Origin of the sequence: Paraburkholderia sacchari, assembly GCF_000785435.2 — a bacterium.
In the GTDB taxonomy this organism is placed as follows: Bacteria; Pseudomonadota; Gammaproteobacteria; order Burkholderiales; family Burkholderiaceae; genus Paraburkholderia; species Paraburkholderia sacchari.
The window spans coordinates 229,463-254,730 of sequence record NZ_JTDB02000005.1; the positions used below are offsets into that span (position 1 = coordinate 229,463).

General features: G+C 63.9%; 25 protein-coding genes. 16 read left to right on the forward strand and 9 right to left on the reverse strand.

All coding sequences use genetic code 11. The features are described from left to right. Nucleotides 1-382 precede the first annotated feature (382 nt). Nucleotides 383-751, forward strand: a complete 369-nt coding sequence (locus NH14_RS34020; RefSeq protein WP_035524580.1) for a hypothetical protein — start codon at nt 383-385, stop codon at nt 749-751. A gap of 61 nt (nt 752-812) precedes the next feature. Here the strand turns inward: NH14_RS34020 and NH14_RS19495 are convergent, their stop codons facing one another. Next, entirely contained in the window at nt 813-1,622 is an 810-nt protein-coding gene (locus NH14_RS19495; RefSeq protein WP_035524582.1) for an IclR family transcriptional regulator domain-containing protein, read from the reverse strand. 110 nt (nt 1,623-1,732) lie between these two features. Between NH14_RS19495 and NH14_RS19500 the strand changes: the two genes are divergently transcribed. The 13 genes from NH14_RS19500 to NH14_RS19560 all read left to right on the forward strand — a co-directional run bounded on the left by NH14_RS19500 (nt 1,733) and on the right by NH14_RS19560 (nt 14,666). Continuing rightward, nucleotides 1,733-3,313 (forward strand): alkaline phosphatase family protein, encoded by a 1,581-nt coding sequence (locus NH14_RS19500; RefSeq protein WP_052147924.1) that lies wholly within the window; start codon nt 1,733-1,735, stop codon nt 3,311-3,313. 90 nt (nt 3,314-3,403) lie between these two features. Continuing rightward, on the forward strand, nt 3,404-4,420 hold the full coding sequence (gene dctP, locus NH14_RS19505) for a TRAP transporter substrate-binding protein DctP (RefSeq protein ID WP_152617105.1): 1,017 nt from the start codon (nt 3,404-3,406) through the stop codon (nt 4,418-4,420). Beyond that, on the forward strand, nt 4,417-4,968 hold the full coding sequence (locus NH14_RS19510; RefSeq protein WP_035524584.1) for a TRAP transporter small permease: 552 nt from the start codon (nt 4,417-4,419) through the stop codon (nt 4,966-4,968). Before dctP ends, NH14_RS19510 begins: the two co-directional genes overlap by 4 nt. Then, nucleotides 4,965-6,257: a TRAP transporter large permease gene (locus tag NH14_RS19515; protein WP_035524587.1), complete on the forward strand. Its 1,293-nt coding sequence runs from the start codon at nt 4,965-4,967 to the stop codon at nt 6,255-6,257. Before NH14_RS19510 ends, NH14_RS19515 begins: the two co-directional genes overlap by 4 nt. A 329-nt stretch (nt 6,258-6,586) precedes the next feature. Then, nucleotides 6,587-7,840, forward strand: a complete 1,254-nt coding sequence (locus tag NH14_RS19520; protein WP_035524590.1) for an MFS transporter — start codon at nt 6,587-6,589, stop codon at nt 7,838-7,840. 14 nt (nt 7,841-7,854) lie between these two features. After that, nucleotides 7,855-8,784 carry a LysR family transcriptional regulator gene (locus tag NH14_RS19525; protein WP_035524593.1) on the forward strand — a complete coding sequence of 310 codons (930 nt, stop codon included), beginning with the start codon at nt 7,855-7,857 and terminating at the stop codon, nt 8,782-8,784. A gap of 125 nt (nt 8,785-8,909) precedes the next feature. Next, nucleotides 8,910-9,404 (forward strand): cupin domain-containing protein, encoded by a 495-nt coding sequence (locus NH14_RS19530; RefSeq protein ID WP_035524595.1) that lies wholly within the window; start codon nt 8,910-8,912, stop codon nt 9,402-9,404. Nucleotides 9,405-9,444: 40 nt separating this feature from the next. After that, nucleotides 9,445-10,464 carry a hydroxyquinol 1,2-dioxygenase gene (locus tag NH14_RS19535; protein ID WP_035524597.1) on the forward strand — a complete coding sequence of 340 codons (1,020 nt, stop codon included), beginning with the start codon at nt 9,445-9,447 and terminating at the stop codon, nt 10,462-10,464. A gap of 73 nt (nt 10,465-10,537) precedes the next feature. Continuing rightward, the gene (locus NH14_RS19540; RefSeq protein WP_035524599.1) at nt 10,538-12,004 is read left to right on the forward strand and encodes an aldehyde dehydrogenase family protein; all 1,467 of its coding nucleotides are present in this window, start codon (nt 10,538-10,540) and stop codon (nt 12,002-12,004) included. A 7-nt stretch (nt 12,005-12,011) separates the two neighbouring features. Then, entirely contained in the window at nt 12,012-13,079 is a 1,068-nt protein-coding gene (locus NH14_RS19545; protein WP_035524601.1) for a maleylacetate reductase, read from the forward strand. A 58-nt stretch (nt 13,080-13,137) separates the two neighbouring features. Next, the gene (locus NH14_RS19550) at nt 13,138-14,010 is read left to right on the forward strand and encodes an intradiol ring-cleavage dioxygenase (protein ID WP_035524605.1); all 873 of its coding nucleotides are present in this window, start codon (nt 13,138-13,140) and stop codon (nt 14,008-14,010) included. Between the two features lie 5 nt (nt 14,011-14,015). Further along, on the forward strand, nt 14,016-14,327 hold the full coding sequence (locus NH14_RS19555) for a YciI family protein (protein WP_035525019.1): 312 nt from the start codon (nt 14,016-14,018) through the stop codon (nt 14,325-14,327). Between the two features lie 3 nt (nt 14,328-14,330). After that, a complete protein-coding gene (locus NH14_RS19560) occupies nt 14,331-14,666 on the forward strand; it encodes a Rieske (2Fe-2S) protein (protein WP_084225270.1) in 336 nt (111 codons plus the stop codon). Here the strand turns inward: NH14_RS19560 and NH14_RS19565 are convergent. The 6 genes from NH14_RS19565 to NH14_RS19590 all read right to left on the reverse strand — a co-directional run bounded on the left by NH14_RS19565 (nt 14,573) and on the right by NH14_RS19590 (nt 20,633). Continuing rightward, nucleotides 14,573-14,959: a DUF971 domain-containing protein gene (locus NH14_RS19565; protein ID WP_084225272.1), complete on the reverse strand. Its 387-nt coding sequence runs from the start codon at nt 14,957-14,959 to the stop codon at nt 14,573-14,575. The genes NH14_RS19560 and NH14_RS19565 overlap by 94 nt on opposite strands. Further along, the gene (locus NH14_RS19570) at nt 14,956-15,951 is read right to left on the reverse strand and encodes a HEAT repeat domain-containing protein (RefSeq protein ID WP_035524608.1); all 996 of its coding nucleotides are present in this window, start codon (nt 15,949-15,951) and stop codon (nt 14,956-14,958) included. Before NH14_RS19570 ends, NH14_RS19565 begins: the two co-directional genes overlap by 4 nt. 67 nt (nt 15,952-16,018) lie before the next feature. Continuing rightward, complete coding sequence (locus NH14_RS19575; RefSeq protein ID WP_035525024.1) at nt 16,019-16,264, reverse strand: 4Fe-4S dicluster domain-containing protein; 246 nt, start codon at nt 16,262-16,264, stop codon at nt 16,019-16,021. Nucleotides 16,265-16,347: 83 nt separating this feature from the next. Further along, nucleotides 16,348-18,099 carry a fumarate reductase/succinate dehydrogenase flavoprotein subunit gene (locus tag NH14_RS19580; RefSeq protein WP_035524611.1) on the reverse strand — a complete coding sequence of 584 codons (1,752 nt, stop codon included), beginning with the start codon at nt 18,097-18,099 and terminating at the stop codon, nt 16,348-16,350. A 10-nt stretch (nt 18,100-18,109) separates the two neighbouring features. Then, nucleotides 18,110-18,874, reverse strand: a complete 765-nt coding sequence (locus NH14_RS19585; protein WP_035524614.1) for a GntR family transcriptional regulator — start codon at nt 18,872-18,874, stop codon at nt 18,110-18,112. Between the two features lie 157 nt (nt 18,875-19,031). Continuing rightward, nucleotides 19,032-20,633 carry an APC family permease gene (locus tag NH14_RS19590; RefSeq protein ID WP_035524617.1) on the reverse strand — a complete coding sequence of 534 codons (1,602 nt, stop codon included), beginning with the start codon at nt 20,631-20,633 and terminating at the stop codon, nt 19,032-19,034. Nucleotides 20,634-21,091: 458 nt separating this feature from the next. Between NH14_RS19590 and NH14_RS19595 the strand changes: the two genes are divergently transcribed. Beyond that, nucleotides 21,092-21,556: a (2Fe-2S)-binding protein gene (locus tag NH14_RS19595; protein ID WP_035525027.1), complete on the forward strand. Its 465-nt coding sequence runs from the start codon at nt 21,092-21,094 to the stop codon at nt 21,554-21,556. Next, nucleotides 21,549-23,792: a xanthine dehydrogenase family protein molybdopterin-binding subunit gene (locus tag NH14_RS19600; RefSeq protein ID WP_035524620.1), complete on the forward strand. Its 2,244-nt coding sequence runs from the start codon at nt 21,549-21,551 to the stop codon at nt 23,790-23,792. The genes NH14_RS19595 and NH14_RS19600 overlap by 8 nt, the downstream gene beginning before the upstream one ends. Before the next feature lie 88 nt (nt 23,793-23,880). Here the strand turns inward: NH14_RS19600 and NH14_RS19605 are convergent, their stop codons facing one another. Next, nucleotides 23,881-24,264, reverse strand: coding sequence for a YybH family protein (locus NH14_RS19605; RefSeq protein ID WP_035524622.1), 384 nt, complete (start codon nt 24,262-24,264; stop codon nt 23,881-23,883). Between the two features lie 16 nt (nt 24,265-24,280). After that, nucleotides 24,281-25,222 carry a LysR family transcriptional regulator gene (locus NH14_RS19610; RefSeq protein ID WP_035524624.1) on the reverse strand — a complete coding sequence of 314 codons (942 nt, stop codon included), beginning with the start codon at nt 25,220-25,222 and terminating at the stop codon, nt 24,281-24,283. Between the last annotated feature and the right edge of the window lie 46 nt (nt 25,223-25,268).

Below are 25,268 nucleotides of genomic sequence, written 5' to 3' on the forward strand. Positions count from 1 at the left end.
TTGCCGGTTGCGGCTGGACTATGCGCGATGCATGTTGCTTGGCGAAATCAGCGGCAATGACTCATGTTTCTAAATATTCGTGTCACCGGTTTTAATTGACGGCTTTTTCTTCCTTTAGTTGATCTGGGCGGTGACGGGGCGCATGAGCAATTGGCGTACCAGGGCCGAAGGCGAAGCCAGGACAACGATGCCGCCGGACGTGGGGTATTTTCCGCGCTCGTTAATGGGATTTAATTCAATGGGCATGCGGCGTATTTTTTATTGCATTTTGTTTACGCCAATTTTTCGCGTGATGAAATGTTGGCGAGTCGATGCTCCGGTGCGAGCCATTTCGATGCAGAATGCTTGTTTTTGGCAGGGTCCGGCCATAGGTATGGAATCCATGTCTGAAAACAGGGACAGCAAGCCAGTGAAAACGGAATTCGTCGAAGCGAGCAGCGCCCGCCCGGACCTGCTTTGCTACCTTGTGGCCATTGCCGCGGCGTCTTACGCGTTGACGCAGGAATGGCGCGTCGATCACGTCGTTTCGTGCTGCCGCGAATGGCTGCAAAAAGGCGGCCTGACGATGCATTGGCTCGATCGCGTTCGCCTTGGGCAGCTAGCAATCAAGATTGCAAGCCGCGACCTGCTTGGCGCGGGCATTGCCGTGCGGCTTTCCAGCGTCTCGGTGCTTTTTACGAATGAAATGGAGCTCAACGAGGCGTCGACCATGGTGCAGCGCATGATGTCGTTGTGCCAGGCCAAGCTTTGAACCAGGGGATATTTCGCACAACACCACGCCCGCGAAACACCAGAAAGCCGCCAGAACCCGCCTACTCGAGACTCAAGCGCGCCCCGATCCGCGCGGCGGTGGCCCGAAGATCATCCAGATGGCGAGCGGCCATGTCCTCGACCTTGAAAAGGCGCTCGAACCAAACGATATTGACGCAGCCAGCAATCGAACCATCGGGTGCTTCGATCGGCACGGCAAGCGCAGACAAACCATCGTTGTACTGCGCTCGCGACTGGTTATACGAACCGCCAAAATTGCGCTCGCGCGATCCATACCCACGCCGCCGCGTTTCATTGATCAACTGCCGGACATAACGCCCGTCGTGCGCGCGCTCGTCGCCTGGACGCTGGCCTGAACGCAATGCTTCGAGCAGCGACTCGCGCTCTTCATCGGGGCAAAACGCCAGATACGCGCGTCCGACCGCCGACCGCAATATATTGATCTCGTATCCGAGTTTGTCCCGGTTGACGAGAAAGTACGAGCGCGTGCGGTTCGACTCGCACAGCGCCATCGTCGTGCCGCGCCGCACAGCGAGATCCGAAGGCCAGAGAATGCGGCTCTGCAACTGGTCCAGTTCCGGCGCTGCGCATTCGATCAGATGATCCACGCTATCGATGCGCCGCGCGCGCGCCTGCAACGTATAGCTCGGGCGAAACAGCCCGTCGGCCAGCCGCTGCCAGATCAGCCCCTGCCGTTCTAACGTCAGAAGAATGCGCAGCAGCGTGGCTTTCGGAATGCCGGTGTGCAGATGCAGGTCGTGCAGGCTTGCGGCCCGCAATTCCTGCAGGGTCTTGAGCGTGACGAGTCCTCGTTCGAGGGCGTCGATAGTCTTGACTTTCGGGGACCACATGACTGAATCCGTTGCGTTTCACTGAGTGAAATCTTCTCAGAAATTGCTGGGTTGCGCATCGGGGCTGTTCTACGCTTGCCTCAACTCAAGGAGACAAGCGGAGACAAGCGATGGAGACAGTCAAGAACATCCTGTTCGTGATGTGCGATCAGTTGCGCTGGGACTACCTGTCCTGCTACGGCCACCCGACGCTGCAAACGCCCCATATCGATGCGCTCGCGCGGCGCGGCGTGCGCTTCGAGCGCGCGTACGTGCAAAGCCCGGTGTGCGGGCCGTCGCGCATGTCGTATTACACGGGCCGCTACGTGGCGAGTCATCGCGCTTACTGGAATTTCGTGCCGCTGCCCGTTGGCGAGCTGACGCTCGGCGATTATCTGCGCACGCGCGGCATGCGTGTCGCGCTGGCGGGCAAGACGCATATGGTCGCCGACAAGGCCGGCATGCAGCGCCTCGGCATGACCCATGAATCGCCGGGCGCGGTGCTGGTGGAAGAGTGCGGCTTCGAGCCGTTCGATCGCGACGACGGCATTCACCCCGGCCTCTTCGGTGCTCGCGTTGAAACGCCGTACTGCGATTATCTGCGCAGCAAAGGCTACGAAGGCGACAATCCCTGGCATGACTATGCAAATTCTGCGCAAGGAGAGGACGGCGAGATTCTGAGCGGCTGGAAGATGCGTCATGCGTCAAAGCCGGCGCGCGTGAACGAGGAGCACTCGGAAACGCCGTACATGATCGACCGGGCGATGGCGTTCATCCGCGAGCAGGGCGACGCGCCCTGGTGCTTGCACCTGAGTCTGATCAAGCCGCATTGGCCGTACATGGCGCCCGCGCCCTACAACGATATGTACGGCCCCGAGGACGTGAAGCCCGCCACGCGCACGCTGGACGAGCGCGAGCAGCCGCATCCGGTGTTCGGCGCGTTCATGCAGCACGACGAGAGCGTGAGCTTCGCGCGCGAGGAGGTGCGCGAGACGGTCATTCCCACCTACATGGGGCTCGTGAAGCAGATCGACGACCACCTCGGCCGCCTGTTCGCGTTCCTGCGCGAAACCGGCCGCGACCAGGACACCATGATCGTGTTCACAAGCGACCATGGCGATTACCTGGGCGATCACTGGCTCGGCGAGAAGGAGCTATTTCACGATGCATCGTCGCGGGTGCCGCTCATCGTCGTCGATCCGCGCCCCGAGGCCGAAGCCACGCGCGGAACGGTCGAGCGGCGGCTTGTCGAGGCGATCGACTTGCTGCCCACCTTCCTCGATGCGGCGGGCGTGGAGATTCCTGGCCATATCGTCGAAGGGCGCTCGCTGCAGCCGCTGCTGCATGGCGCAACCGGCGTGACGTGGCGCGATGCAGTTTTCAGCGAGTTCGACTATTCGTTCCGTTCGCGCACGCGCACGCTGCTGGGGCGCGGCCTCGACGGCTGCCGCTGCTTCATGGTGTTCGACGGCCGCTGGAAATACATCCATTACGACGGCTTCGCACCGCAACTGTTCGATCTTGCGACAGACCCCGACGAACTGAACGATCTGGGCCGCGATGCGCAGCACGCAGGCGTGCGCGCCGAAATGCACGAGCGCTTGTTCGACTGGCTGCGCCACCGGACCTTGCGGCAGACCGCGCCCGCGCGCTTCGTCGAGCGCTGGACGGAAGTGTCCGAGAAGGGCGGCATTCTGCTCGGCGACTGGTAGCTTCGAAAAGCGGCGGAAAGCGGCAGGAAGGGGCTCCGCCCCACTCAGCGGTAAAGCAGGTAAAAACTATTCGTACATGCAGGAGACATCATGTATCGCCTCATTGCAGCCCATCTCGTGGCGTTGGCGGTGGCGCTACCGGCCATGGCGCATGCCGCCACGACGCTGGTCGTCAACGCCTTTTTACCGCCACAGCATATCTTCAACGTCGAGGTCATGAGGCCGTGGGCCGAGGACGTCGAGCGCGTGACCCAGGGGCGCGTGAAGATCGTTTTTCCGCCAACCAGCATCGGCTCGCCGCAACAGCAGTGGGACGTCGTGCGCAAGCGCATCGTGGATGGCGCCTATATTTTCAACGGTCTCATCCAGAACAAGGCAAGCCTCGTGCAGCTCGCGCATCTGCCGCTCGGCTCCTCGTCCGCCGAGGGCATGTCGGTGGCGCTCTGGCGGACCTACGAAAAGTACTTCGAGCAGGCCGGCGAGTATCGCGACGTGCATCTGCTCGCGCTCGTGGTGTTTCCGGCGGGCGAAATCTACAGCCTCAAGCGGCCCGTCACGTCGCTTCAGGCGATCCATGGCGTGAAATACTGGGCACTGCCAGGGGTTGCCTCGACGCTGATGGATCGCGGCGGCGCGGGCGTGGTCGCCACCCCAGCCGCGAAAATGAGCGAGCTGGTGGCGGGCGGCACCGTGGACGGCTTTGTCGGCATCCCCGAGATGGACGCCGCGCGCTTTAACGTGGTCCGCTACGCGCGCTACGAAACGACCGTCCCGGGCGGCATCACCGCGCCAAGTTTTTCGCTGTTCGTGAACCGGCAGGTGTGGGCGTCGATCTCGCCGGCCGACCGCGCGGCCATCACCACGCTTTCGGGCGAGGCGTTCGCGCGCCGCATGGCCGTGATCGACGCGTCCAATGCGCTTGCGCGCAAGGAGGCCGTCGCGAACGGGCTCAAACTGATCTCGCCGTCGCCGGATTTTGTCGACGCGCTTCGCGCGCTGGCACTGCCCATGGACGCGCAATGGATCGCCCGCGCGGATCAACTGCACGTGGACGGCGCAGCCGCGCTCGCCTATTACCGCAATGAAGCAAAGCAGGAGGCAAGATGAGCGTCAGTCAACCTTCCGATGCATTGCATCCTTGCGACGCGATTGCCACGGACGCACGCGAGGGGCTTGCCACGCGCTGGCTGAAGCGCGTACTCGGCGCACTCGTTGCGCTCGTGCTGCTCTCGATCATGGGCCTCACGTTCTGCGACGTGTTCATGCGGTACTGGTTCTCCGCGCCCATTCGCGGTGCGTCCGAGATCGTGCGCTTTGCCATGGCGATCCTCATTTTCTCGGCGTTTCCGCTCGTCACGCTGAGCCAGCAGCACATCACGGTCAATCTGCTGCACGGGCGTTTCGGACGCTTCGGCGGCTGGCTGCAACACCTGTTCGTGCTGCTCGTGAGCTTGATTGCGGTCGGCATCATGACCTGGCAGCTCGCAAGCGATGGCGCCGACCTCGCGCGCAACCGCATCACCACGACCGTGCTGGAATGGCCGCTCGCGCCGCTCAGCTACTACATGAGCGCGCTTTCAGGCGTCACGCTGATCGTGCTGCTCGCGCTCACCGTCGATCACTTCGCCGCGCTCGGCCGCAAGGAAACGCCATGACACTCGCACTTTCAGGCTTCGCCGCCGTTCTTCTGTTCGCGTTCGTGGGCGTGCCGCTCGGCTTTGCGATGCTCGGCATCGGCGTGGGCGCCTTCGCGCTGATTCGCGGCTGGGAGCCCGCGCTTGCAATGGCCGGCATGACGATCGCCGACCTCGCGGCCAACGAGAATCTCTCCGTGCTGCCGATGTTCATCCTGATGGGCACGTTCATCTACAAGGCCGATCTGGCCGAGGAGCTTTACGACGCGGCCAACGCGTGGATCGGCCACTTCAAGGGCGGCCTCGCGCACGCCACGGTGCTGGCCTGCGCCGGCTTCGCCTCGATGTCGGGCAGCTCGATCGCCACGGCGGCCACCATGACCAAGGTGGCGATGCCGCCCATGCGCCGCCACCGTTACGCGGACAGCCTCGCCGCGGGCTGCGTGAGTTCGGGCGGCACGCTGGGCGCGTTGATTCCGCCGAGCTTCCCCTTGCTTATATACGGTGTCCTGACCGATCAGGATATCGGCAAGCTGTTTATCGCGGGGATCGGCCCGGGGTTGTTGCTGGGCTCGCTGTTCCTGCTCTCGATCTGGTGGACGGTGCGGCGCGATCCCGCCAAAGGCCCGCGCGGCGAGCGCGTGGACTGGCCTACGCGCTTTGCCAAACTCGGCAAGATCTGGGGCGTGCTCGCGCTGTTCCTGATCGTGGTGGGCGGGCTATATGGCGGCATTTTCACGGCCACGGAGGCGTCGAGCGTGGGCGCGACCGGCGCGCTCGTATTCGCAGGGCTGCGCCGCAAGCTGAGCTGGCCGCTCTTGTTCGAGTCGCTCGTGGAGGCGGGCAAGACCACCGCGATGATCTTCGCCATTGCCTTCGGCGGCATGGTGTTCGCCAACTTCATCACGCTCTCGGGCCTCACCGCCACGCTGGTCGCCTGGATTCACGCGCTGCATTTGCCGCTCATTGGCGTGATCGCGGTCATCACCTGCATCTACATCGTGCTCGGCTCGCTCATGGAAGCGCTGGCGATGATGCTGCTCACGATTCCCGTGTTCGCGGCGGTGGTGCAGCCGCTTGGCGCGAACATGATCTGGTTCGGCATTTATGTGGCGATGATGATGGAAATCGGCATGATTCATCCGCCCGTGGGCATGAACGTGTTCATGGTGAAAACCATGCTGCCGGAATTGTCGATTCGCACAATTTTTCGCGGCACCGTGCCGTTTCTCTGCGCGAATATCGTCGCGCTCGTGGTGGTCATTCTCGTGCCGGGCGTGGCGCTCGGGCTGGTTCATCTCATGCGCTGACCGCCCACCGCCAGGCGCGCAAGCGGACGTCTACCCGTAGTTGTCCTGGGGTGGGCGCGCCGTGCCCGCACGGGCCGCGCGCTCCGCTCACGGCGCCCCGGCTGCCTTGCCTGGCGGCTGGGTGCGCCCGATTGTTTGCGATTCGCGAATGACGTATTCGGGCCTTATCCGGTACTGATTACGGGGTGCTTGCGATTATCTTTGGGACGTCGATGCCGATGGCGTCCGGGTAATGGCACACCTCGGGCACACCTCGGGCACACCTGGCGTCGGCCACCGCTTTCGAACATGACTGATGGCGCGGCACCGGCCGGCCCAAGGAGACAGAGATGAAACCAAACACATGGGACACGGCTTACGAGCGCAAGGCCGTGACATTGCTGGCGCTAGGCTTCGGCCTCGTGGGCCTCGACCGCTGGCTGATCGCGCCGCTGTTCCCGTCGATCATGCTGGACCTGAACCTGAACGCCCAGGACGTGGGCAACTGCATCGGCATACTCGGCCTTTCGTGGGGCGTGTTCGCGGCGGTCATGGGCGGCATGTCCGACAAGGTGGGCCGCCGCAAGGTGCTGATTCCGGCGATCATCGCGTTCTCGCTGCTTTCGGGCTTTTCCGGCCTTGCGGGCAGCTTCGTGAGCCTGCTGGCCGTGCGCGCGCTGATGGGCGTGGCCGAAGGCTCGTTCTGCCCGACGAGCTTCGCGGCCACCGCCGATGCCTCGCACCCCAAGCGCCGCGGCTTCAATCTCGGGCTGCAGCAAAGCGGTTTCGCCTTGTTCGGGCTCGCGCTCTCGCCGATCATCGCCACGCAGTTGCTGGGCGTGATGAGCTGGCGCTGGGTGTTCGCACTCGTCTCGGTGCCGGGGCTCATTCTTGGCCTGCTGATGTACCGCGTGATTCGCGAACCGAAGGCGGCCGCGACGTCTGAGGCTGGCGGGCCCGAACGTGGCAATTGGCGCGACGTGATCCGCAGCCGCAACATTCCCGTAGCGATGGTGGCGCTTTTCTGCGCGATGACGGGAGTGTTCGTGCTCGGCGCGATGTTGCCGCTCTACCTCACGCAGTACCTCAAGCTAGACACGCAGCACATGGGCGTGGTGGCGTCGGCCATCGGCTTTGGCGGTTTCGTCGGACAGTTCGGCCTGCCGGGGCTCTCCGATCTGCTGGGCCGGCGCCTCGCCAGCATCATTGGCTTCGTAGGCACGGCAGTTATGCTGATCGTGTTTCGCGGCCTTGGCGCGCAACCGCTGGAACTCTTCGCAGTGCTGTTCGCAGCGTCGTTCTTTACGCTGGGCCTCGTTTCGCTGCTCTCCGGGCCGATTGCCACCGAGGCCGCGCCGCTCGGCATGGTCTCGACCTCGATCGGTCTCGTGGTGGGCGCGGGCGAAATCTTCGGCGGCGGCGTGGCGCCCGCGCTGGCCGGTTTCGTGGCGGCACATTTCGGTATCCAGAACATCTTGTGGCTGCCCATTGGTGCTGTCGTTCTGGGTGTGCTGGTGAGCCTGCTGCTCAAGGAAACGGCGCCGGCCAGGCTGCGCCGCGCTGCAATGGAGCCGGCCCTATACTTGGATGGCCCGAATCCATAAAAGAAGAGAGGAGCATGGACCGATTCCTGAGTATCGAAGCGTTTGTACGCGTCGCGGAAACGAGTAGTTTTGCGGAAGCGGCCCGGCAGATCGGCGTGACCAGTTCGGTGGTGACGAACCGCATCCAGCAACTGGAAAAGTTCGTCAACGCGCCGCTCTTTCATCGCAGCACGCGGCATGTGCGCCTCTCCGAAGTCGGAGAGGCGTTTTATCGCGAATGCGCGGAGGTGGTGGGGCGTGTGAACGAGCTGACCGACCAGATGCGCGAACTGCGCGCCACGCCCACGGGGCGGCTGCGCATCCAGATACTGCCGGGTTTCGCGCTGGGTCATTTTGGTGCGCCGCTTGCCGAGTTCAATCGGCGCTATCCGGGCATCCAGCTCGATGTGATCGTCAACGACCGGGTGGTCGACCCGATCGAAGAAGGCTTCGATGTTGCGTTTCAGATCTTTCCGCCCATTTCCGAATCGCTGATCGAGCGGCGGCTTTTTACGGTGCGGCGGCTCTTTGTTGCCACGCCTGCCTATGTGGCGGAGCACGGCGCGCCTCAGCATCCGCGTGAATTGCTGCAGCACACCACGGCGCTTTATTCGGGCTATCCGTCGCGCAACCGCTGGACGATGACACGTGGCGATGAAGTCGTGGAGCTGGAGTTGCCCGGCATGATTCGCTCGAATTCGGTGCATTTGCTGCGCGATTACGCGCTTACGGGAGGCGGAGTCGTGTGCCTGCCTACGCTTGTGGCAAGCGCCGCGCTGCTCGAGGGCTCGTTGGTGCCGATCCTCACCGATTACCACCTTTCTTCGCTGAGCTTTGCGGCCGTTTATCCCTCTACTCAGCGCCAGGCGCTCAAGGTGAAGGCGCTGGTGGAATTTCTGGCCGAGTATCTGGGCCCCGAGCCCGCGTGGGACGTGCCGCTTCTGGAGCGCGGCTGGGTGCGCTAGCCGCATTCGCGATTATTTGCGAAACGCGAATGCCGTAGTCGCCCGGGCGCCGGTTGTGGTCTGTGCGCAGCGCTCCTAAAGTTGACTGCAACGACACCTTCCAAAACACGAAACAGGAGACAGCCATGACCGATACGTCATTCCACACCGTCTTCGGCTCGCTCGAGCAATACCGCAAAGGCGAGATCGAAATCACGAGCGGCGACGCCCGCCACTATGTTTTCTCGAACGTCTTCGAAGTTGCCGCGCAGTCGGCGCCTTACGAGAAGGTCGTGGTCGGCAAGAACCTCGAATATGTGATCGAGGTGCTGCGCACGGAAGGTCAATCGCGCTGGTTCGCCTGCGCTCACGATGAGTTCGCAATCCTGATGGACGGCGAGATGCGCATCGACTTCATCAAGCTCGATAACCCGCCGGAGGACGGCACGGGGACGGTCGCGGCAGGCGACGAGCCGGCGGGCCGCAAGATGGGCCATGTGGTGCTGCGCCGTGGCCACCAGGCCCTGCTGCCGGCCGGCTGCGCGTATCGCTTCAGCGCGCAGAAGAATGGCGTGGCGCTGGTGCAGACCATGGTCGGCGCGCTCTCCGTGCAGAAGTGGGCGGATATCTGCCTGCACTGAACCCGCACACACGAACCGATCATCCCCAGGAGACACAGACATGGCCAGCCTCGAGAACCACGCTCACACCGCAAGCTTTGCCGCCGACACCGTATGCGCGAGCGAGCCCGACGCCGTGACCGGCTATTGCCGCTTCAAGCTTGGCGCCTTTGAATTCACGCGCGACGAATATTTCGTCAAAGTGCTGTGGCCGGCGAAAGGGCAGACCCGCACCCACGCCATTCCCGCAGATGCCTTCCTGCGCGCCATGATGCGCGACGTGGCCTGGGGCTTCTTCTACGGCTGGGTGAATTTCGACCACGTGTTCGGCACGCGCAACCACTACGGCAAGGTGGACGTGTACGCGGGTTCGTTCAACGGCATCATGAAGGAAGCCGGCGTGGACTATATCGAGACCTTCGAGACGCCCACCATCATGGCGACCTTCAAGGCGATCCTGCACGACTGGACCAACGAAGGTTTCGACCCGTTCGCCGCGCCCGAGGAAACCGGCACCGCGTTCGGCCGCAAGCACGGCGAAAACGACGCCGCCATCGAGCGCACCCGCATCGCCACGCGCCGTATGCCGGGCCTCGAAGGCGATTCCCCGCTGCGCGACGACCTGCCCGTGAACCGTGCTTTCGCCGATGTTCCCCAGGACAACCCCGAAGTGCACGTCGAGCCCGGTTTCGAAGGCGAACTGCACGCGTTCAACCTCTTCAAGTACCTCTCGCGTTCGGACGTCACGTGGAATCCTTCCGTGACATCGGTGTGCGGCCAGAGCCTGTTCTGCCCGACCACCGAGGAGTACATCCTGCCGGTTTTCCACGGCAACGACCGCGTCGAATGGTTCCTGCAGCTCTCGGACGAAATCGTCTGGGACATCGGCGACAAGAACACGGGCGCGCCGCGCGCACGCATCACGATGCGCGCTGGCGATATCTGCGCGATGCCCGCCGACATTCGCCACCAGGGCTACTCGACCAAGCGCTCGATGCTGCTCGTGTGGGAGAACGCCACGGCCGACTTGCCCAAGCGTTACGAGCGCGGCGATCTTAAGCCGTATCCGGTCGAGTTCTGAACGCATTGTGCGCGAGTTGCGCACGAGTGTTGCAGCTATTCAGCATGCCAAAGCATCAATCAAGGATTTAATCATGCAGACGCAATTGTTCATCGACGGCCGCTTCGTTGACGCCGTTGAAGGCGGCACCATCGACGTGCTCAATCCGCACGACGGCTCGCTGATCACGAAGATCGCCGCAGCCACCGCCGCCGATGTCGATCTGGCCGTGGCCGCCGCCACGCGCGCGTTCCCGAAGTGGGCGGCGCTGCCCGCCGCCGAGCGCGGCCGCCTGCTGCTGCGTCTGGCCGACGCCATCGAGGCGAACGCCGAAGAACTCGCGCAACTCGAATCGCTCGACACGGGCCACCCGATTCGCGACTCGCGCGCGCTCGACGTGCCGCGCACGGCGGGGTGCTTCCGCTACTTCGGCGGCATGGCCGACAAGCTGCAAGGCTCGGTGATTCCAGTCGAAACGGGTTTTCTCAACTACGTGCAGCGCGCGCCCATTGGCGTGGTCGGTCAGATCGTGCCGTGGAATTTCCCGCTGATGTTCACGAGCTGGAAGATGGGTCCGGCGCTCGCGGCCGGCAATACGGTCGTGCTGAAGCCTTCGGAAATCACGCCGCTCTCCACGCTGCGCATTGTCGAGCTGATGGCGGAAGTGGGCTTCCCGGCAGGCGTGGTCAACATCGTGCCGGGCTATGGCCACACGGCCGGACAACGGCTTGCTGAGCATCCCGGCGTGGGCAAGATCGCATTCACGGGATCGACGGCAACGGGGCGGCGCATTGTCGAGGCCTCGCAGGGCAACTTGAAGCGCGTGCAGCTCGAACTGGGCGGCAAGGGCGCGAACATTGTGTTCGACGACGCCAATCTCGACGCCGCCATCAACGGCGCCGCCTGGGCGATCTTCCACAACCAGGGGCAGGCCTGCATCGCGGGCTCGCGTCTCGTGCTGCATGAGCGCATTGCCGATCAGTTTCTCGAACGCTTCGTCGACCTCGCTTCGTCGATTCGCGTGGGAAATCCTTTGGATCCCGAAACGGAGATGGGTCCGCTCACGTCGCTGCAGCATCTGGAGCGCGTGAAGGCTTATGTGGACCTGGCGCGCGAGCAGGGCGGGCGCGTGCTCACGGGCGGCAGCGCACCGCAGGACCCGGCGCTCGCCAGCGGCTACTACGTGCGCCCCACGGTGATCGAGGCGAAGACGCCGAAAGATCGCATTGCCCAAGAAGAGGTCTTCGGCCCGTTCGTGACCGTGCTGCGTTTCAAGTCCGACGAAGAGGCGCTGGCCATTGCCAACGGCACCGACTACGGCCTCGGCAGCGGCCTGTGGACGCGCGATCTTTCGCGAGCGCACAGCATCGCGGGTAAGATTAACGCCGGCATGTGCTGGATTAATTGCTACAAGCGCGTAAACCCGGGCAGCCCGTTCGGCGGCGTCGGTCAGTCGGGTTACGGGCGCGAGATGGGCTTCGAGGCGATGCACGACTACACGGAGGCCCGCTCGGTGTGGGTCAACGTGGACGCCCAGGTGCCGCCGCACTTCAAGCGCTGAGGTACGTATGGATCGCTTCGTCTATCAAGGTTTGCCGTCGCGCGTGGTATTCGGCTGGGGCAACCTTGCGCGACTGCCCGAGGAAGTGGACCGTCTCGGCGCGCGCCGCGCGCTGATTCTCTCGACACCCGAACAGCGTCCGCTTGCCGAGGAAGTCGCCCGTTTGCTTGGCGATCGCGCCGCGGGCATTCACGCCGAGGCGGTCATGCACGTGCCCGTGGAGGTCGCGCGGGCCGCCTGCGAAAAGGCGGCGGCGCTCGACGCGCAATGCTGCGTGGCGGTGGGCGGCGGTTCGACCATAGGCCTCGGCAAGGCCATTGCGCTCGAATCGTCGCTGCCTATCGTCGCGGTGCCCACCACCTATGCGGGCTCGGAGATGACGCCGATCTATGGCCTCACCGAAGGGCGCCTGAAGAAGACCGGTCGCGATTTTCGCGTGCTGCCGCGCACGGTGATCTACGATCCGTCGCTCACTGTGTCGCTGCCCGCGGGCATTTCGGCGGCCTCGGGCATCAATGCGATGGCGCATGCGGTCGAAGCGCTCTACGCGGAAGATGCCAACCCCGTGATTAGTTTGATGGCCGAAGAATCGATTCGCGCCCTGGGCGAGTCGCTGCCGGCCGTCGTGCAGCGTCCAGACGATGCGGCGATGCGCAGCCGCGCGCTCTACGGTGCATGGCTCGCGGGCAGTTGCCTCGGCGCGGTGGGCATGGCGCTGCATCACAAGCTTTGCCACACGCTGGGCGGCACGTTCAACCTTCCGCACGCGCAAACGCATGCAATCATGCTGCCGCATACGGCGCACTACAACCACGCGGCCGCGCCACGCGCGCTCGAACGCGTGGCACGCGCGCTGGGCGCGGAGCATGCGGCGCAGGCGGGGCCTCGGATCCATGAACTGAACGCGTCGCTGGGTATTGCGACGGCGCTCAAGGACATCGGCATGCCCGAAACGGGCCTCGACGAAGCGGCCGATCTGGCGTGTACTAATGCGTATCCGAACCCACGCGCGCTGGAGCGCGAGGCGATTCGCGCGTTGCTGCAGCGCGCATGGGAAGGTGCAGCGCCGCAATAGCCGGACCAGCCGGACACGGCTGTGCGAGCGGAGCGCGAGAAAACGAAAGGAGACAACCATGTCGATGCAGGGAACCGAGGCCGAGCAGGCCTTGACGGAACAGGTCGTGGCGCGCTTCGCGAACACGCCCGACGCGCGCCTGCGCACGCTGATGCAAAGTCTCGTGCGGCATCTGCACGCTTTCGTGAGCGAAGTGGAACTGACCGAGACGGAGTGGTTCGCGGCCATCCGCTTTCTGACCGAGACGGGCCAGATATGCGATGGCGTCGTGCGCCAGGAATTCATTCTGCTGTCCGACACGCTGGGTGTGTCGATGCTGGTCGACGCGATCAACCACCGCTTCGCGACGGGCGCGACCGACACCACCGTGTTCGGCCCGTTCTATATCGAAGGCATGCCCGAGCGCACCTACGGCGAGAACATGGCGTTCACGCCGGGCGTGCCCGCGCTCGTGCACGGCCGCGTGCTGACGACTGAAGGCGAGCCCGTGGCGAACGCGCTGCTCGACGTGTGGCAAACCGCTGAAAACGGCATGTATTCGGGGCAGGACACCGAGCAGCCGCACGGCAATCTGCGCGGCCGCTATCGTACCGACGCCGAGGGCCGCTACGCGATTCGCACCATCGTGCCTGTGTGTTACCCGATTCCGAGCGACGGCCCGGTGGGCCGCATGCTTGCGGCGACGGGGCGGCACCCGTGGCGGCCCGCGCATCTGCACTTCATGATCACGGCGCCCGGTCACAGCACGCTCGTGACGCATCTGTTCAACCAGCATGACCCGTATCTCGACTCGGACGCCGTATTCGGCGTGAAGCCGTCGCTGCAGGTTGACTATAGCGAGCGCGCGGCCGATGACGCGAAAGCCCGGCAGTTCGGCTTCGAGGGCGGCTTTCGCGAGGCCTGCTACGACTTCGTGCTGGAGCGCGCATGAGACCGTTGACGCGCTACTACGCGGTATTCGCCACCGACAAGCCAGGCATGCGCGAAGTGCGCGACCGCATCCGTGCGGTGCATCGCACCTATCTGCGCTCGGCGCCGCAGCACGGTGTATTCGTGAGGCTTGGCGGATCGACGTTCGCGCCGCGTTGCGATGGGCACAACGGCACGCTGCTCGTGGTCGAGGCCGAAGGCTACGACGACGTGATGCGCTTCGTGCGCGACGATCCGTACTCGTTGGCGGGCGTTTTCGAGCGCGTCGAGATCCGGCCGTGGGACTGGAATGTTGGCAATCCTGAGCAGAGGGTTTGAGCGATGAGCGGGCGCTTTCTATGCTGCGTCGACGACGTGCCGGACGGTGGCGCACGCGTCGTGGACGGCTCGCCAGGCGATGGTGCGGTTGTCGTCGTGCGGCGCGGCGCATCGGTGTGGGCCTACGTCAATCGCTGCCCGCATTTCTCGGTGCGGCTCGATTTCGAGCCGGGCGAGGTCTGCACGTACCGATCGAAAGTGCTGATGTGCGCCCATCACAGCGCGCTGTTTGCTTTCGAGAACGGTCACTGCATCGAAGGACCGTGCGAGGGCGCCGCGCTAACGCCCGTTCCGGTGCGCGTCGTTGGGGTCGATGTGTGGTCCGGCGCGACCGCGTGAGCGGGCGCAGCGAAGCGTTCGAGCCATGCCCACGGGAATATTCCGCGGTCGTGGTCGTCGCTGAAGGCGAGTTGGACGCCATAGCCCATTGGAGCAATGGCGGTTAGCGTGAGATTGTCATGCGCGATGTCTCCGGAGAAGTCGCTCACATTCTCATCCATGCGTTCGCGGCGGCAGCCCGCGCAGGGACATGCGCGCCGCAGGCTCGCGAGCGGGAGGCGCTGATGCAGGCCGCCCGGCCATACGAGGACGAGCGCGCCGGTTTCGTAACGCATTTCGATGGGCACGTTCATGGCGCACCGCCTCCGAGCCGCCCCGCGAGTTGTTGCAATGCGATCCGCACGGCCTTGCGTACTTCCGGGTCGCGGTCGTCGAGTGCCGCTTGCAATGGCGCAAGACTCGTTGCCGAGGGCAGTTCGCTTAGCGCAAGCGCGGCTTCCTTGCGCAGATTGCTGATCGGATGCGCAAGCAGCGCGCTCACGGCGGGCGCTGCGTGTGCATCGCCGACGCGCCCCAACGCGCGCGCCGCGCGCAGGCGCACCTGCCAGTAATCGTCGTCGAGCGCGTGGATGAGCGCGTCGCGGGCCGCGGGCAGGCGCAGTTTTCCCAGCGTGGTTGCGGCTTCTTCGCGGACTTGCCAGTCGGCATCGGCGAGCGCGTTCAGCAGCGCTGCGCCCGCATCGGTCTCGTTCACCGCAGCGAAGCCGAGCGCTCCCACGGCAGCACGCCGCACTGCGCCATGCGCGTCGGCGGTGGCGAGCGCCGCAAGCGGAGCCACAGCGCGCCGGTCCTTGAGCCAGCCCAGCACCGCAACGGCTTCGAGGCGCACGTCGGCATCGGCGTCGGCAAGCGCGGCGAGTGCGGGTTCGAAGGCCGCTGCGTCGCGCAGTTCGCGCAGGCCGCGCAACGCCGCGCGCCGCGCGAACGGTTCGGGCCGCGCCGCCCAGCGGCGCAACACCCGCGCAGAGCCTGGCTCCTTGAGTTCGGCGAGCGCTTGCTGGGCCGCTTCGCGCACGCCCGTGTCGGCGTCCAGCAGCGTGGCGCAGAGCGCTTCCACCACGTCTTCCTGTTCCCACGATGCAAGCACGAACGCGGCTTCGCGCCGAACCTCGGGTGAGGGGTCGTCGCGCAGCGCCGCGATAAGCGGCGCAACCAGCGAACTATCCTCCAGATCGGCGAGATCGAGCACGGCGATGCGGCGCACGGCGGCGTCGGCGGCAGCGAGACGGGTGAGCGCGCCGGCCGCTTCGGGCGGCATCGCATGCATTTGAATAGAGTCGGTCATGGCTGTTTTTCGATATGGAATCCGAAACGAATGAGAGCGGCAGAGTTCGAATGGAGTCGCGCCGCTGCTACCGCAGCAGATACGGAATCTCGACCTTCACCGCGCCGGTGGGGCAGTCGCGCTCGCAGGGCATGCAGTACCAGCATTCGTCGAATTGCATATAGGCCTTGCCCTTCGCCATGTCGATGGCGAGCAGATCCAGTGGGCATACGTCGACGCATACCGTGCAGCCTTTGTCGGCGATGCAGCGCGATTCGTCGATCGTGACCGGCGCGCTGCTGCGCTGGAAGATTTCGTGGGGCGTGTAACTCATGATGTTTTCCTCGCTGCGTTCGTTCGTGATGGAGCCCAAAGCGGGGCTCAAAGCGGGGCTCAAAGCGGGGTTAAAAGCGGGGATTAAAGTGCTTCCGCCGGTTCGGGTTCGGTTTCGCGCTCGCGCTGGATGCGCATGCGGCTGTATACGCCAAGATCGGCGGCGTCGACCGGTACGACATAGGGCGCGACGGCGCGCTTCTCGCAGGTCATGCGGCCGCTGGCGTCCTTGCGCAGATCGGTATGGCAGAACCAGTTGGCGTCGTCACGCTGCGGATAGTCGACGCGATGGTGATAAAGCCCCCAGCGGCTCTCGGTGCGAAACAGCGACGCGCGCGCGGCCATTTCCGCGCAATCGCGAATCGCGCGCACTTCCGCGGCACGCATGAGTTCGTGCGGGTTATGCGCCTTGATCGTGCCGATGTCCTCGCCAATCTCGTCGAAGCGCTGCAAGCCGATCTCCATCTTGCGCGTGACCTTGGGCGGCTGGAGATAGTCGTTCACCATGCGCCGCAGCTTGTATTCGACCTGTGCGGGAGCAAGGCCGTGCTCGCGTTCGAGCGGCGCATAAATGCGCGTGCGCTCCGCGTCGATTTGCGCGTGATCTAGCTGCGCGTGCTCGCGGTCGGCCACATAATCGGCGGCGTCATGCCCCGCGAATCCGCCATACGTGAACGCGCCAAGCATGTAGTTGTGCGGCACGGCGGCCATGTCGCCCGCGGCGTAGAGGCCGCGCACCGTGGTTCGCGCGCGCGCGTCCACATAGACGCCCGATGCGCTATGGCCGCTGCAAAAGCCGATTTCGGAAATGTGCATCTCGATCATCTGCGTGCGGTAGTCGTTGCCGCGTCCCGCATGAAAGCGTCCACGGCTCGGGCGCTCATTGGTGTGCAGGATCTGCTCGATGGTCTGGATGGTTTCCTCGGCCAGGTGGTCGAGTTTCAGGAACACCGGGCCATTGCCGCTTTGCAGCTCCTGATAGAACTCCCACATCATCTGGCCGCTCCAGTAATCGCATTCGATGAAGCGTTCGCCCTTGCCGTTCGCGGTGAAGCCACCCAGCGGCCCCGTCACGTAGGCGCAGGCGGGGCCGTTATAGTCCTTGATGAGCGGATTGATCTGGAAGCACTCCAGATTAGTGAGCGCCGCGCCCGCGTGATACGCCATCGCATAGCCATCGCCCGCGTTGGTGGGATTCTCGTAGGTGCCCATCAGATAGCCCGACGCGGGCAGGCCCAGGCGTCCGGCCGCGCCGCAGCACAGAATCACGGCTTTCGCGCGCACCACCACGCATTGCGCCGTGCGGCAGTCGAAGCCCATGACGCCGCACGCGGCGCCCTGCGCATCGGTGAGCACGCGCGTGGTCACGATACGGTTGGTGATGGCCACGCGCGCGCGCTTGAGTTGGCGGTAGAGCACTTTCTTGATGTCGTGGCCTTCGGGCATCGGCAGCACATAGGCACCCATGTGATGGACCTTCTTCACCGCATAATCGCCGTTGCCGTCCTTTTCGAACTTCACGCCCCAGCGGTCGAGTTGCTCGATGGTCGCGAAGCTGTGCTGCGCGTAGGCGTACACGGTCTCCTGATCGACGATGCCGTCGTTCGCGATGGTGATTTCTCGCGTGTATTGCTCGGGCGTCGCGTGGCCGGGAATCACGGCGTTGTTCAGGCCGTCCATGCCCATCGAAATCGCGCCGCTGCGCTTGACGTTGGCCTTTTCGAGCAGCAGCACCTTCAGTTCGGGATTGCGCTCTTTCGCCTTGATCGCGGCCATGGGCCCAGCCGTGCCGCCGCCCACCACCACAATGTCGTATTCGAGTATTTCGGTGTTCATTGCATGTTCCTTACGTAGTTTCGCAGGCAGGGACTTTCTCGCGATCGACGCGCAAGCGGTACTGGAACGCATCGCCGCGAAAGTAGAGGTATTCGAAGTCGATCGGCGTGCCGTGCACATCGTGCGTCGTGCGCTCGATGCGCAGCACCGGGGTGCCTTCCTGCACGCGCAAGGCGTGAGCGATCTCGTCGTTGGCGAGCATGGCGTCGATCGACACGTCGGCGTGGCCGAGCGGCACGCCGCAGTCGTTTTCGAGGATCAGAAAAATATCGCGCGTGGCAAGGTCGGCGCTGGCGAGGCGCTTGCCGAGCGATTCCGGCACCCAGGTCAGTTCGAGCGAGATGGGCTCGCGGTCCAGCAGACGCACGCGGTGGATTTCGGCTACGCGCGCGCCTTCCGGAAGGGCGAGTTTTTGGGCGATGTAGCGATTGGCCTCGACGATGCGAAAGGCCAGCAGCGTATTGACGATCTCATGCCCCAGCGACGACATCGCTTGCGCGAAGCCTTGCAGCGAGGTCACGTTCTGGAATGCTTTGGGCTTCGAAACGAAGGTGCCCTTGCCGTGCAATCGAAACACGAGGCCTTCGTTCTGCAGGTCGCCGAGAGCCTGGCGCACGGTAATGCGGCTCACGCCGAACATGGCGCACAGCGCGTGTTCGGAGGGCATCCGGCTGTTCGGCGCGTAGGCGCCGTCGAGAATGCGCGTGCGCAGGGTGTCCTTGATGCGCGCGTGGAGCGGCAGCGGTGCGGGCGCGAGGAGATTCGTTTTGGGCATGATCCACTTGTCATGACAAGATGGATCGCAGTGTAATCAGCCCGTTTGCGGCGACCAACGAAGCATTTCTGCTATCTATTTTCCCAGGCGCCAGATGCGCGATGCGGCCAGGGTGCACGCGTCTTGCGCGCCCTGGCCGCCAGAGGGAGGTCTTCTATCAGGCCTCGGAGACTGCCGGCAGCGCTTCGAGTTCAGCGAGCTTTTCGCGTTCGTCGAGGTACTGCGAGCGATAGCCCGAGTTCACGCCCCAGTAGTAAAAGCCGAGCGAGATGATCGCGACCACGAGCATGTCCCAGCCATAGGGCAAGAAGTCGAGACCGCCGAACTGCTTGCTCCCGATCAGCGACAGGACCGCCATCACCGGAAGGTACGCGCACAGCCACCATGCGGCCTTCAAATCCTGGCCCCAGCCGTCGAAGCCGGTCTTGCCCTGGAAGTAGAAGTACACCGGCAATGCGACGACCATCAGCAGAATGATTTCGCCGGTCAGCGGCCACTTCGCCCAGTACAGGATCATCGAAGCGCAGACGAACGCGAACGGCGCGATGACCTTCATGAACGGCACGCAGAGCGGGCGCTCCAGGTCGGTTGCCGCGCGTCGGAGCGCCATCAGGCTGATCGGGCCGGTGAGGTACGAAATGACGGTCGCCACCGAGATCACCGCCGCGAGCGAACTCCAGCCGCGGAAGAAGAACAGGAAGATGAACGAGACGAGCAGGTTGAACCACATTGCCTGACGCGGCACGCCGTAGAACGGATGCACGTTGCCGAACATCTTCGGCATCGTGTTGTTGCGTTCCATCGCATAGATCATGCGCGAGGTCGTGGCCATATAAGTCGTGCCGGTGCCGCTCGGGCTCACGAACGCGTCCACGTAGAGCAGGATCGCGAGCCAGTTCAGATTCAGCGCGATCGCGAGTTCAGCGAACGGCGACTTGAAGTTGAACGTGTTCCAGCCTTTCATGACGTCCGTCGGCGAAACCGCGCCAATGTACGCAACCTGCAGCAGCACGTAAATCACGAGCGCCAGCAAGATCGAGCCGATCACCGCGAACGGCACGCTCTTCGCAGGGTTGCGTGCTTCACCGGCGAGGTTGATCGGGCTCTGGAAGCCGTTGAACGCGAACACGATGCCGCTGGTTGCCACGGCCGTGAACACCGCCGACCAGCCATAAGGCGCGAAGTCGGTCGACTGGCCGAAGTTCTCGTGGTGGAAGCCGGCAGCCATCAAACCCGCGATCGTGAGACCCGGAATGATGAACTTGAAGATCGTGATCGCGCTATTGGCGCGCGCGAAGAGCTTCACGCCCCAGTAGTTGAGCATGAAGTAAACGATCACGAGCAGCGCGGAGAGGATGAGCCCTGAATAGGTTAGCTCACCATTCACGAACAGCGCATGCGCCCAAGGGTAGGGCCAGGTGCTCATGTATTGAATCGAGGCTTCGGCTTCGATCGGAATCACCGAAACGATGGCGATCCAGTTGGCCCAGGCGCTGATAAAGCCTACGAGCGCGCCGTGCGAGTAACGCGCGTAACGGACCATGCCGCCCGACTCGGGGAACATCGCGCCGAGTTCGGCGTAGGTGAGCGCAATCGCCAGAATGACCACGGCGCCGATGATCCAGGCGCAAATGGCTGCGGGACCGGCAATCTTGGCTGCCTTCCACGCGCCGAACAGCCAGCCCGAACCGATGATCGACCCGAGGCCGGTGAACATCAGCGCGAACGGCCCGATATGTCGCTTAACAGAACTACTCACATTGTCTCCTTATCTCCGGATCGCAAGGAATTGTCGCGACTTTCGTCCGATCCTTGTCCTCGTCATAAGCATTCTTGCTGCGCCTTCAATGCCTGTATGCGCTTTGAAAGGCCGAGTGCGGCCAGGCAGCAATAAATGTCGAAGGCGGATACTCGTGCGACTTACCTGGTGCAGTCCAATGCTGATTGCACATAGCATCATGCGAAATTTGCATGATGGAAATAATAACTGCTATATAAAGGGCGATTCGCAGCGCGTGATGTGCATGGAGTAGCGTCGAACGCATGCATATTCATCTATTCAGTTCGCATGTTCAGCATGCTTTCAAGACGATCAGGCAAAAGAAGCAGACTTTTTGGCATGGCCTGTTGCGTGCGCCGTGCATAGACTCGCCGAATTATCCGTCCGTGCGCCTGAGCCGGACGTCGCCACCCTCACAACAGAAAAGGTCGAACAACATGGTACAGATCGTGGTGAATGGAAAGCGCCATCAATTCGATGGCGATCCCGGCATGCCCTTGCTCTGGTATCTGCGCGACGAACTCGGGCTCACGGGCACGAAGTTCGGCTGCGGCATGGCGCTGTGCGGCGCATGCACGGTGCATCTCGACGGCCAGCCCACGCGCGCCTGCGTGACGCCGGTCGGCTCGCTGGAGGGCCGCAGCATCACGACCATCGAGGCGATTCACGAACACAAGGTCGGCGCCGCCGTGCAGGCTGCGTGGATCGAAGCGCAGGCGCCGCAATGCGGCTATTGCCAGTCGGGCCAGGTGATGTCGGCTGTTGCGCTGCTCGCTGTCAAGCCCAATCCCACCGACGCCGATATCAATGACGCGATGAGCGGCAACATCTGCCGCTGTGCGACCTATCAGCGGATTCGCGCCGCGATTCATCATGCATCGGAGGAACTCAAGCATGCGTGATCCGATGCTTCGTGATGAGGCCGCGCAGGGCGGCGCACAACCGCGCGCGACGCTCACGCGCCGCCAGTTTCTCGCCGGCATGTCGGCGTTGACGCTTGCAGTCGGCTTTCATGGCGGCCTTGCGGTGGCGGCATCGCTCGATCCCGCCAAGCTGCCGTTCGAGCCGAATGCGTTCATTCGCGTGAATGCGGACGGCACGGTCACGGTCGTCTCCGAGTATCTGGAGATGGGCCAGGGCACCTTTACGGGGCTGGCCACGCTGGCCGCCGACGAGCTCGACGTGCCGCTCGACAAGGTGAAGGTCATCCCCGCGCAGGCCGACGTGAAGAAATATGCGAACCCCATGTTCGCATCGTTTGGCTGGACGATACAGGCCACGGGCGGCAGCACGGCGATGGCCGGCGCATGGAAGCAGATGCGCGAAGCGGCCGCGGCCGCACGCATGATGCTGGTGGCCGCCGCCGCGAAAACGTGGAAGGTCGATGCGAACACGCTGCGCGTGGAAGACGGCGTGATCGTGCACGCGCCATCGGGCCGCCGCGCGGGCTATGGCCAGTTCGTTGCCGCCGCCGCGCGCGAAAGCGTCCCGGCACAGGTGGTGCTCAAACAGCCCGCCGACTTCAAGCTGATCGGCAGCGATAAAACCCGCCGCGTCGACGTGCCGGCGAAGGTGAACGGTGCCGCGATTTACACGCAGGACATCAAGGTGCCGGGCATGCTGGTGGCCGTGATCGCGCATCCGCCGCGGCTGGGCGGCAAGGTCCAGCACGTGGATGCGAGCAAGGCGAAGGCGATCAAGGGCGTGGTCGCCGTGGTCGAGGTGCCCGGCGACGGCGAAGTGCAGGGCGGCGTGGCGGTGCTCGCCCGCAACACCTGGATCGCCCGCCAGGGTCGCGACGCGCTGCAGATCAGGTGGGACGACAGCCACGCGTTCGCCCTGAGTTCCGATGACATCTACAAGCAGTTCCGCGCGCTGGCCGACCAGCCCGGCGTCGTGGCGGAAAAGCGCGGCACGGTGTTGGGCGCAGCGCCCGAGGGCGGCAAGTACCTGGAAGCCGTCTATGAGCAGCCGTATCTGTCCCACGCGCCCATGGAGCCGCTGAACTGCCTCGTGCATGTGCAGGGCAGCCGCTGCGAGATCTGGAACGGCGAGCAGTGGGCCACGGGCGATCAGGCAATGGCCGCGAAGGAACTCGGTCTCAAGCCCGAGCAGGTCGTCATTCATCAACTCTATGCGGGCGGCAGCTTTGGCCGCCGCGCGAATCCGCAATCGGACTATGTGCGCGAGACGTGCCGCATCGTGCGGGCGGCGCACGCGCAAGGCATTGACGCGCCCATCAAGCTCGTATGGATGCGCGAAGACGATATGCGCGCGGGCTATTACCGGCCGCTCACGGTTCACAAGGTGCGGGTCGCGATCGACAAGGCCGGCAATCTGGTGTCGTGGAATCACGATGTGGTCGGGCAGAGCTTCCTCCAACTGCCCAAGCCGGATTCGATCGATCCGGTGCTGGTCGAAGGCACCGCCGACATTCCCTACGACATCCCGAACTTCAAGGCCACGCAGCACGCGCCCAAGCTACCGGTGCAGACCCAGTGGCTGCGCTCGGTCGGGCACACGCACGCCGCCTTCGTAGGCGAAACCATGATGGACGAAGTGGCTCGCGCGGCAGGTAAGGATCCCTATGCATTCCGCCACGCGTTGCTGGCGAGCAAGCCAAGGCATCGCGGCGTGCTCGATCTCGCGGCGCAAAAGGCCGGCTGGTCGACGCCGCTGGCGGCGGGCGCGCAGGGCACGAAGCGTGGCAGAGGCATTGCGCTGCAATTCGCGTTCGGCACCTATGTCGCGCAGGTAGCCGAAGTGACGGTGCAGCAGGATGGTACGTTCACGGTCGATCGCGTGGTCTGTGCGGTCGATTGCGGCACGGTGATCAATCCCGATATCGTCGCGGCGCAGGTGGAAGGCGGGATCGGCTTCGGCCTTTCGTTCCTGCACACGGGCATCACGTTTGACAAGGGGCAGGTGAAGGAGGGCAACTTCAACGACTACCCGGTCCTGCGCATGAGCGGCATGCCCGTGGTCGAGGTGCATGTCGTGCCGTCGATGGAGCCGCCTACCGGCATTGGCGAGCCCGGCGTGCCGCCGGCCGCGCCTGCGGTGGCGAACGCGCTGGCCGCCGCTACGGGCGCGATCATTCGCGCGCTGCCGCTCGGGGATACGCTGCGTTCTGCGTGATGGTGGATTGGGGCCCGGCAGAGCCGGGCGTCATTGAGCGGCTTCGGTACGTGGCCGCTTCAAACTGAGGCCGCGTGCGCGACTTCTATTAGCTGCGTACGCTCAGCAGATTGGCGTCGCGCGCGAGACGCCACTGGCCGTCACTGCCCTTGCGCAGCAGCGTGAGGGTGTAGCCCGCGCGTCGCACGGTGGCGCCGTCCGGCGGCGTGATGGCAATGTCGATGTGATTGCGGATGAACGCCCAGTCGCCGAGGACCTGCAGCTCGACGATCTCGCTGTCGCCATCGAACTTCACGCCTTCCATGCCCTTCGAGGCGGCAGCGAACGCTTCCTTGCCGAATGGCTCCTGGCCCGGGACCATGAAGATGACGTCGTCCGTCATCAGGCTGAGAACGGTTGCCGTATCGCCGCGCTTGCTGGCGGCCATCCAGGTTTCCACGACTTGCCGAATGGCGCGTTCGTCGTCGTTCATGGCGTGTTCCTCCAATTTATTCAGCGCTGTAAAGTGTCCGATCGGGATTATCCCCGGTCTGTGCGCCCAGCAGGTCTGGAATGCGCTGTTTCAGGATATCCGCGACTGTGCGCACGCGCATCGGGACCGGCCGCTGTACACGAATCAGCAGATGCAACTGCTGGGACGGAACGACGTGTTGCGGCAGCAGCGGCACGAGCTCTCCGCGGGCGATTGCGTCGGCGCACGCAAAAGCCTCGACCACGCCAATTCCTAGTCCGCCCTTGATCATTTGGTACATTACCTTCCAGTGATTCGTCGTGATGGAGGTACGGATAGGGACATTATCGCGCCTGGCGGATTCATCGACGAGCGGCAGGTGACTGGTGCCGAACATCGATTTGATGCGGATGAACGCGTGCCCGGCCAGGTCGCCGGGTTCCTTTATTGGCTCATGCTGTGCGAGATAGTCCGGCGAGGCAACAAGAATGCGTCGAACCTGGCCGAAGTGGAGCGCATGGAACGGACCATCGTCCACCGGCCCCTGATGAAGCCAAAGATCGACGCCTTCTGCGAAGCGTTCGATGTTCCCATCATTTAGCGCGAGATCGATGTCCAGCTGTGGGCAAGCCTCGCGCACGAATCGCAGCGCGCAGGGCAGGAGCAATTCGCCCATGCAATACGGCGCAGCGATGCGAATGGTTTCCCTGAGCGTGCGTTTCTCGCTTCGGACTTCGGCAATGGCCTGTTCGGCGTCAGCGAGGATTTTCTTGCTGTGCGCATAGAAAACTTCGCCCTCCGGCGTGCACTTGAAGGTGCGCGCGTTGCGCAGCAGGAGGCGGCAACCGAGATACTTTTCGAGCCGCTCGATCCGTTCGCTCGCCGCCGGCTGGCCGATATTGGCGTCGCTTGCCGCACCGGAGATGCTTCCCCGTTCCACTGCGAGAATGTAAATGCGCATGGCCTCCAGAATATTCACAGCCGGCCTCCGCAATCCGGGCGATTAGCTGATATCGCCATTCAGG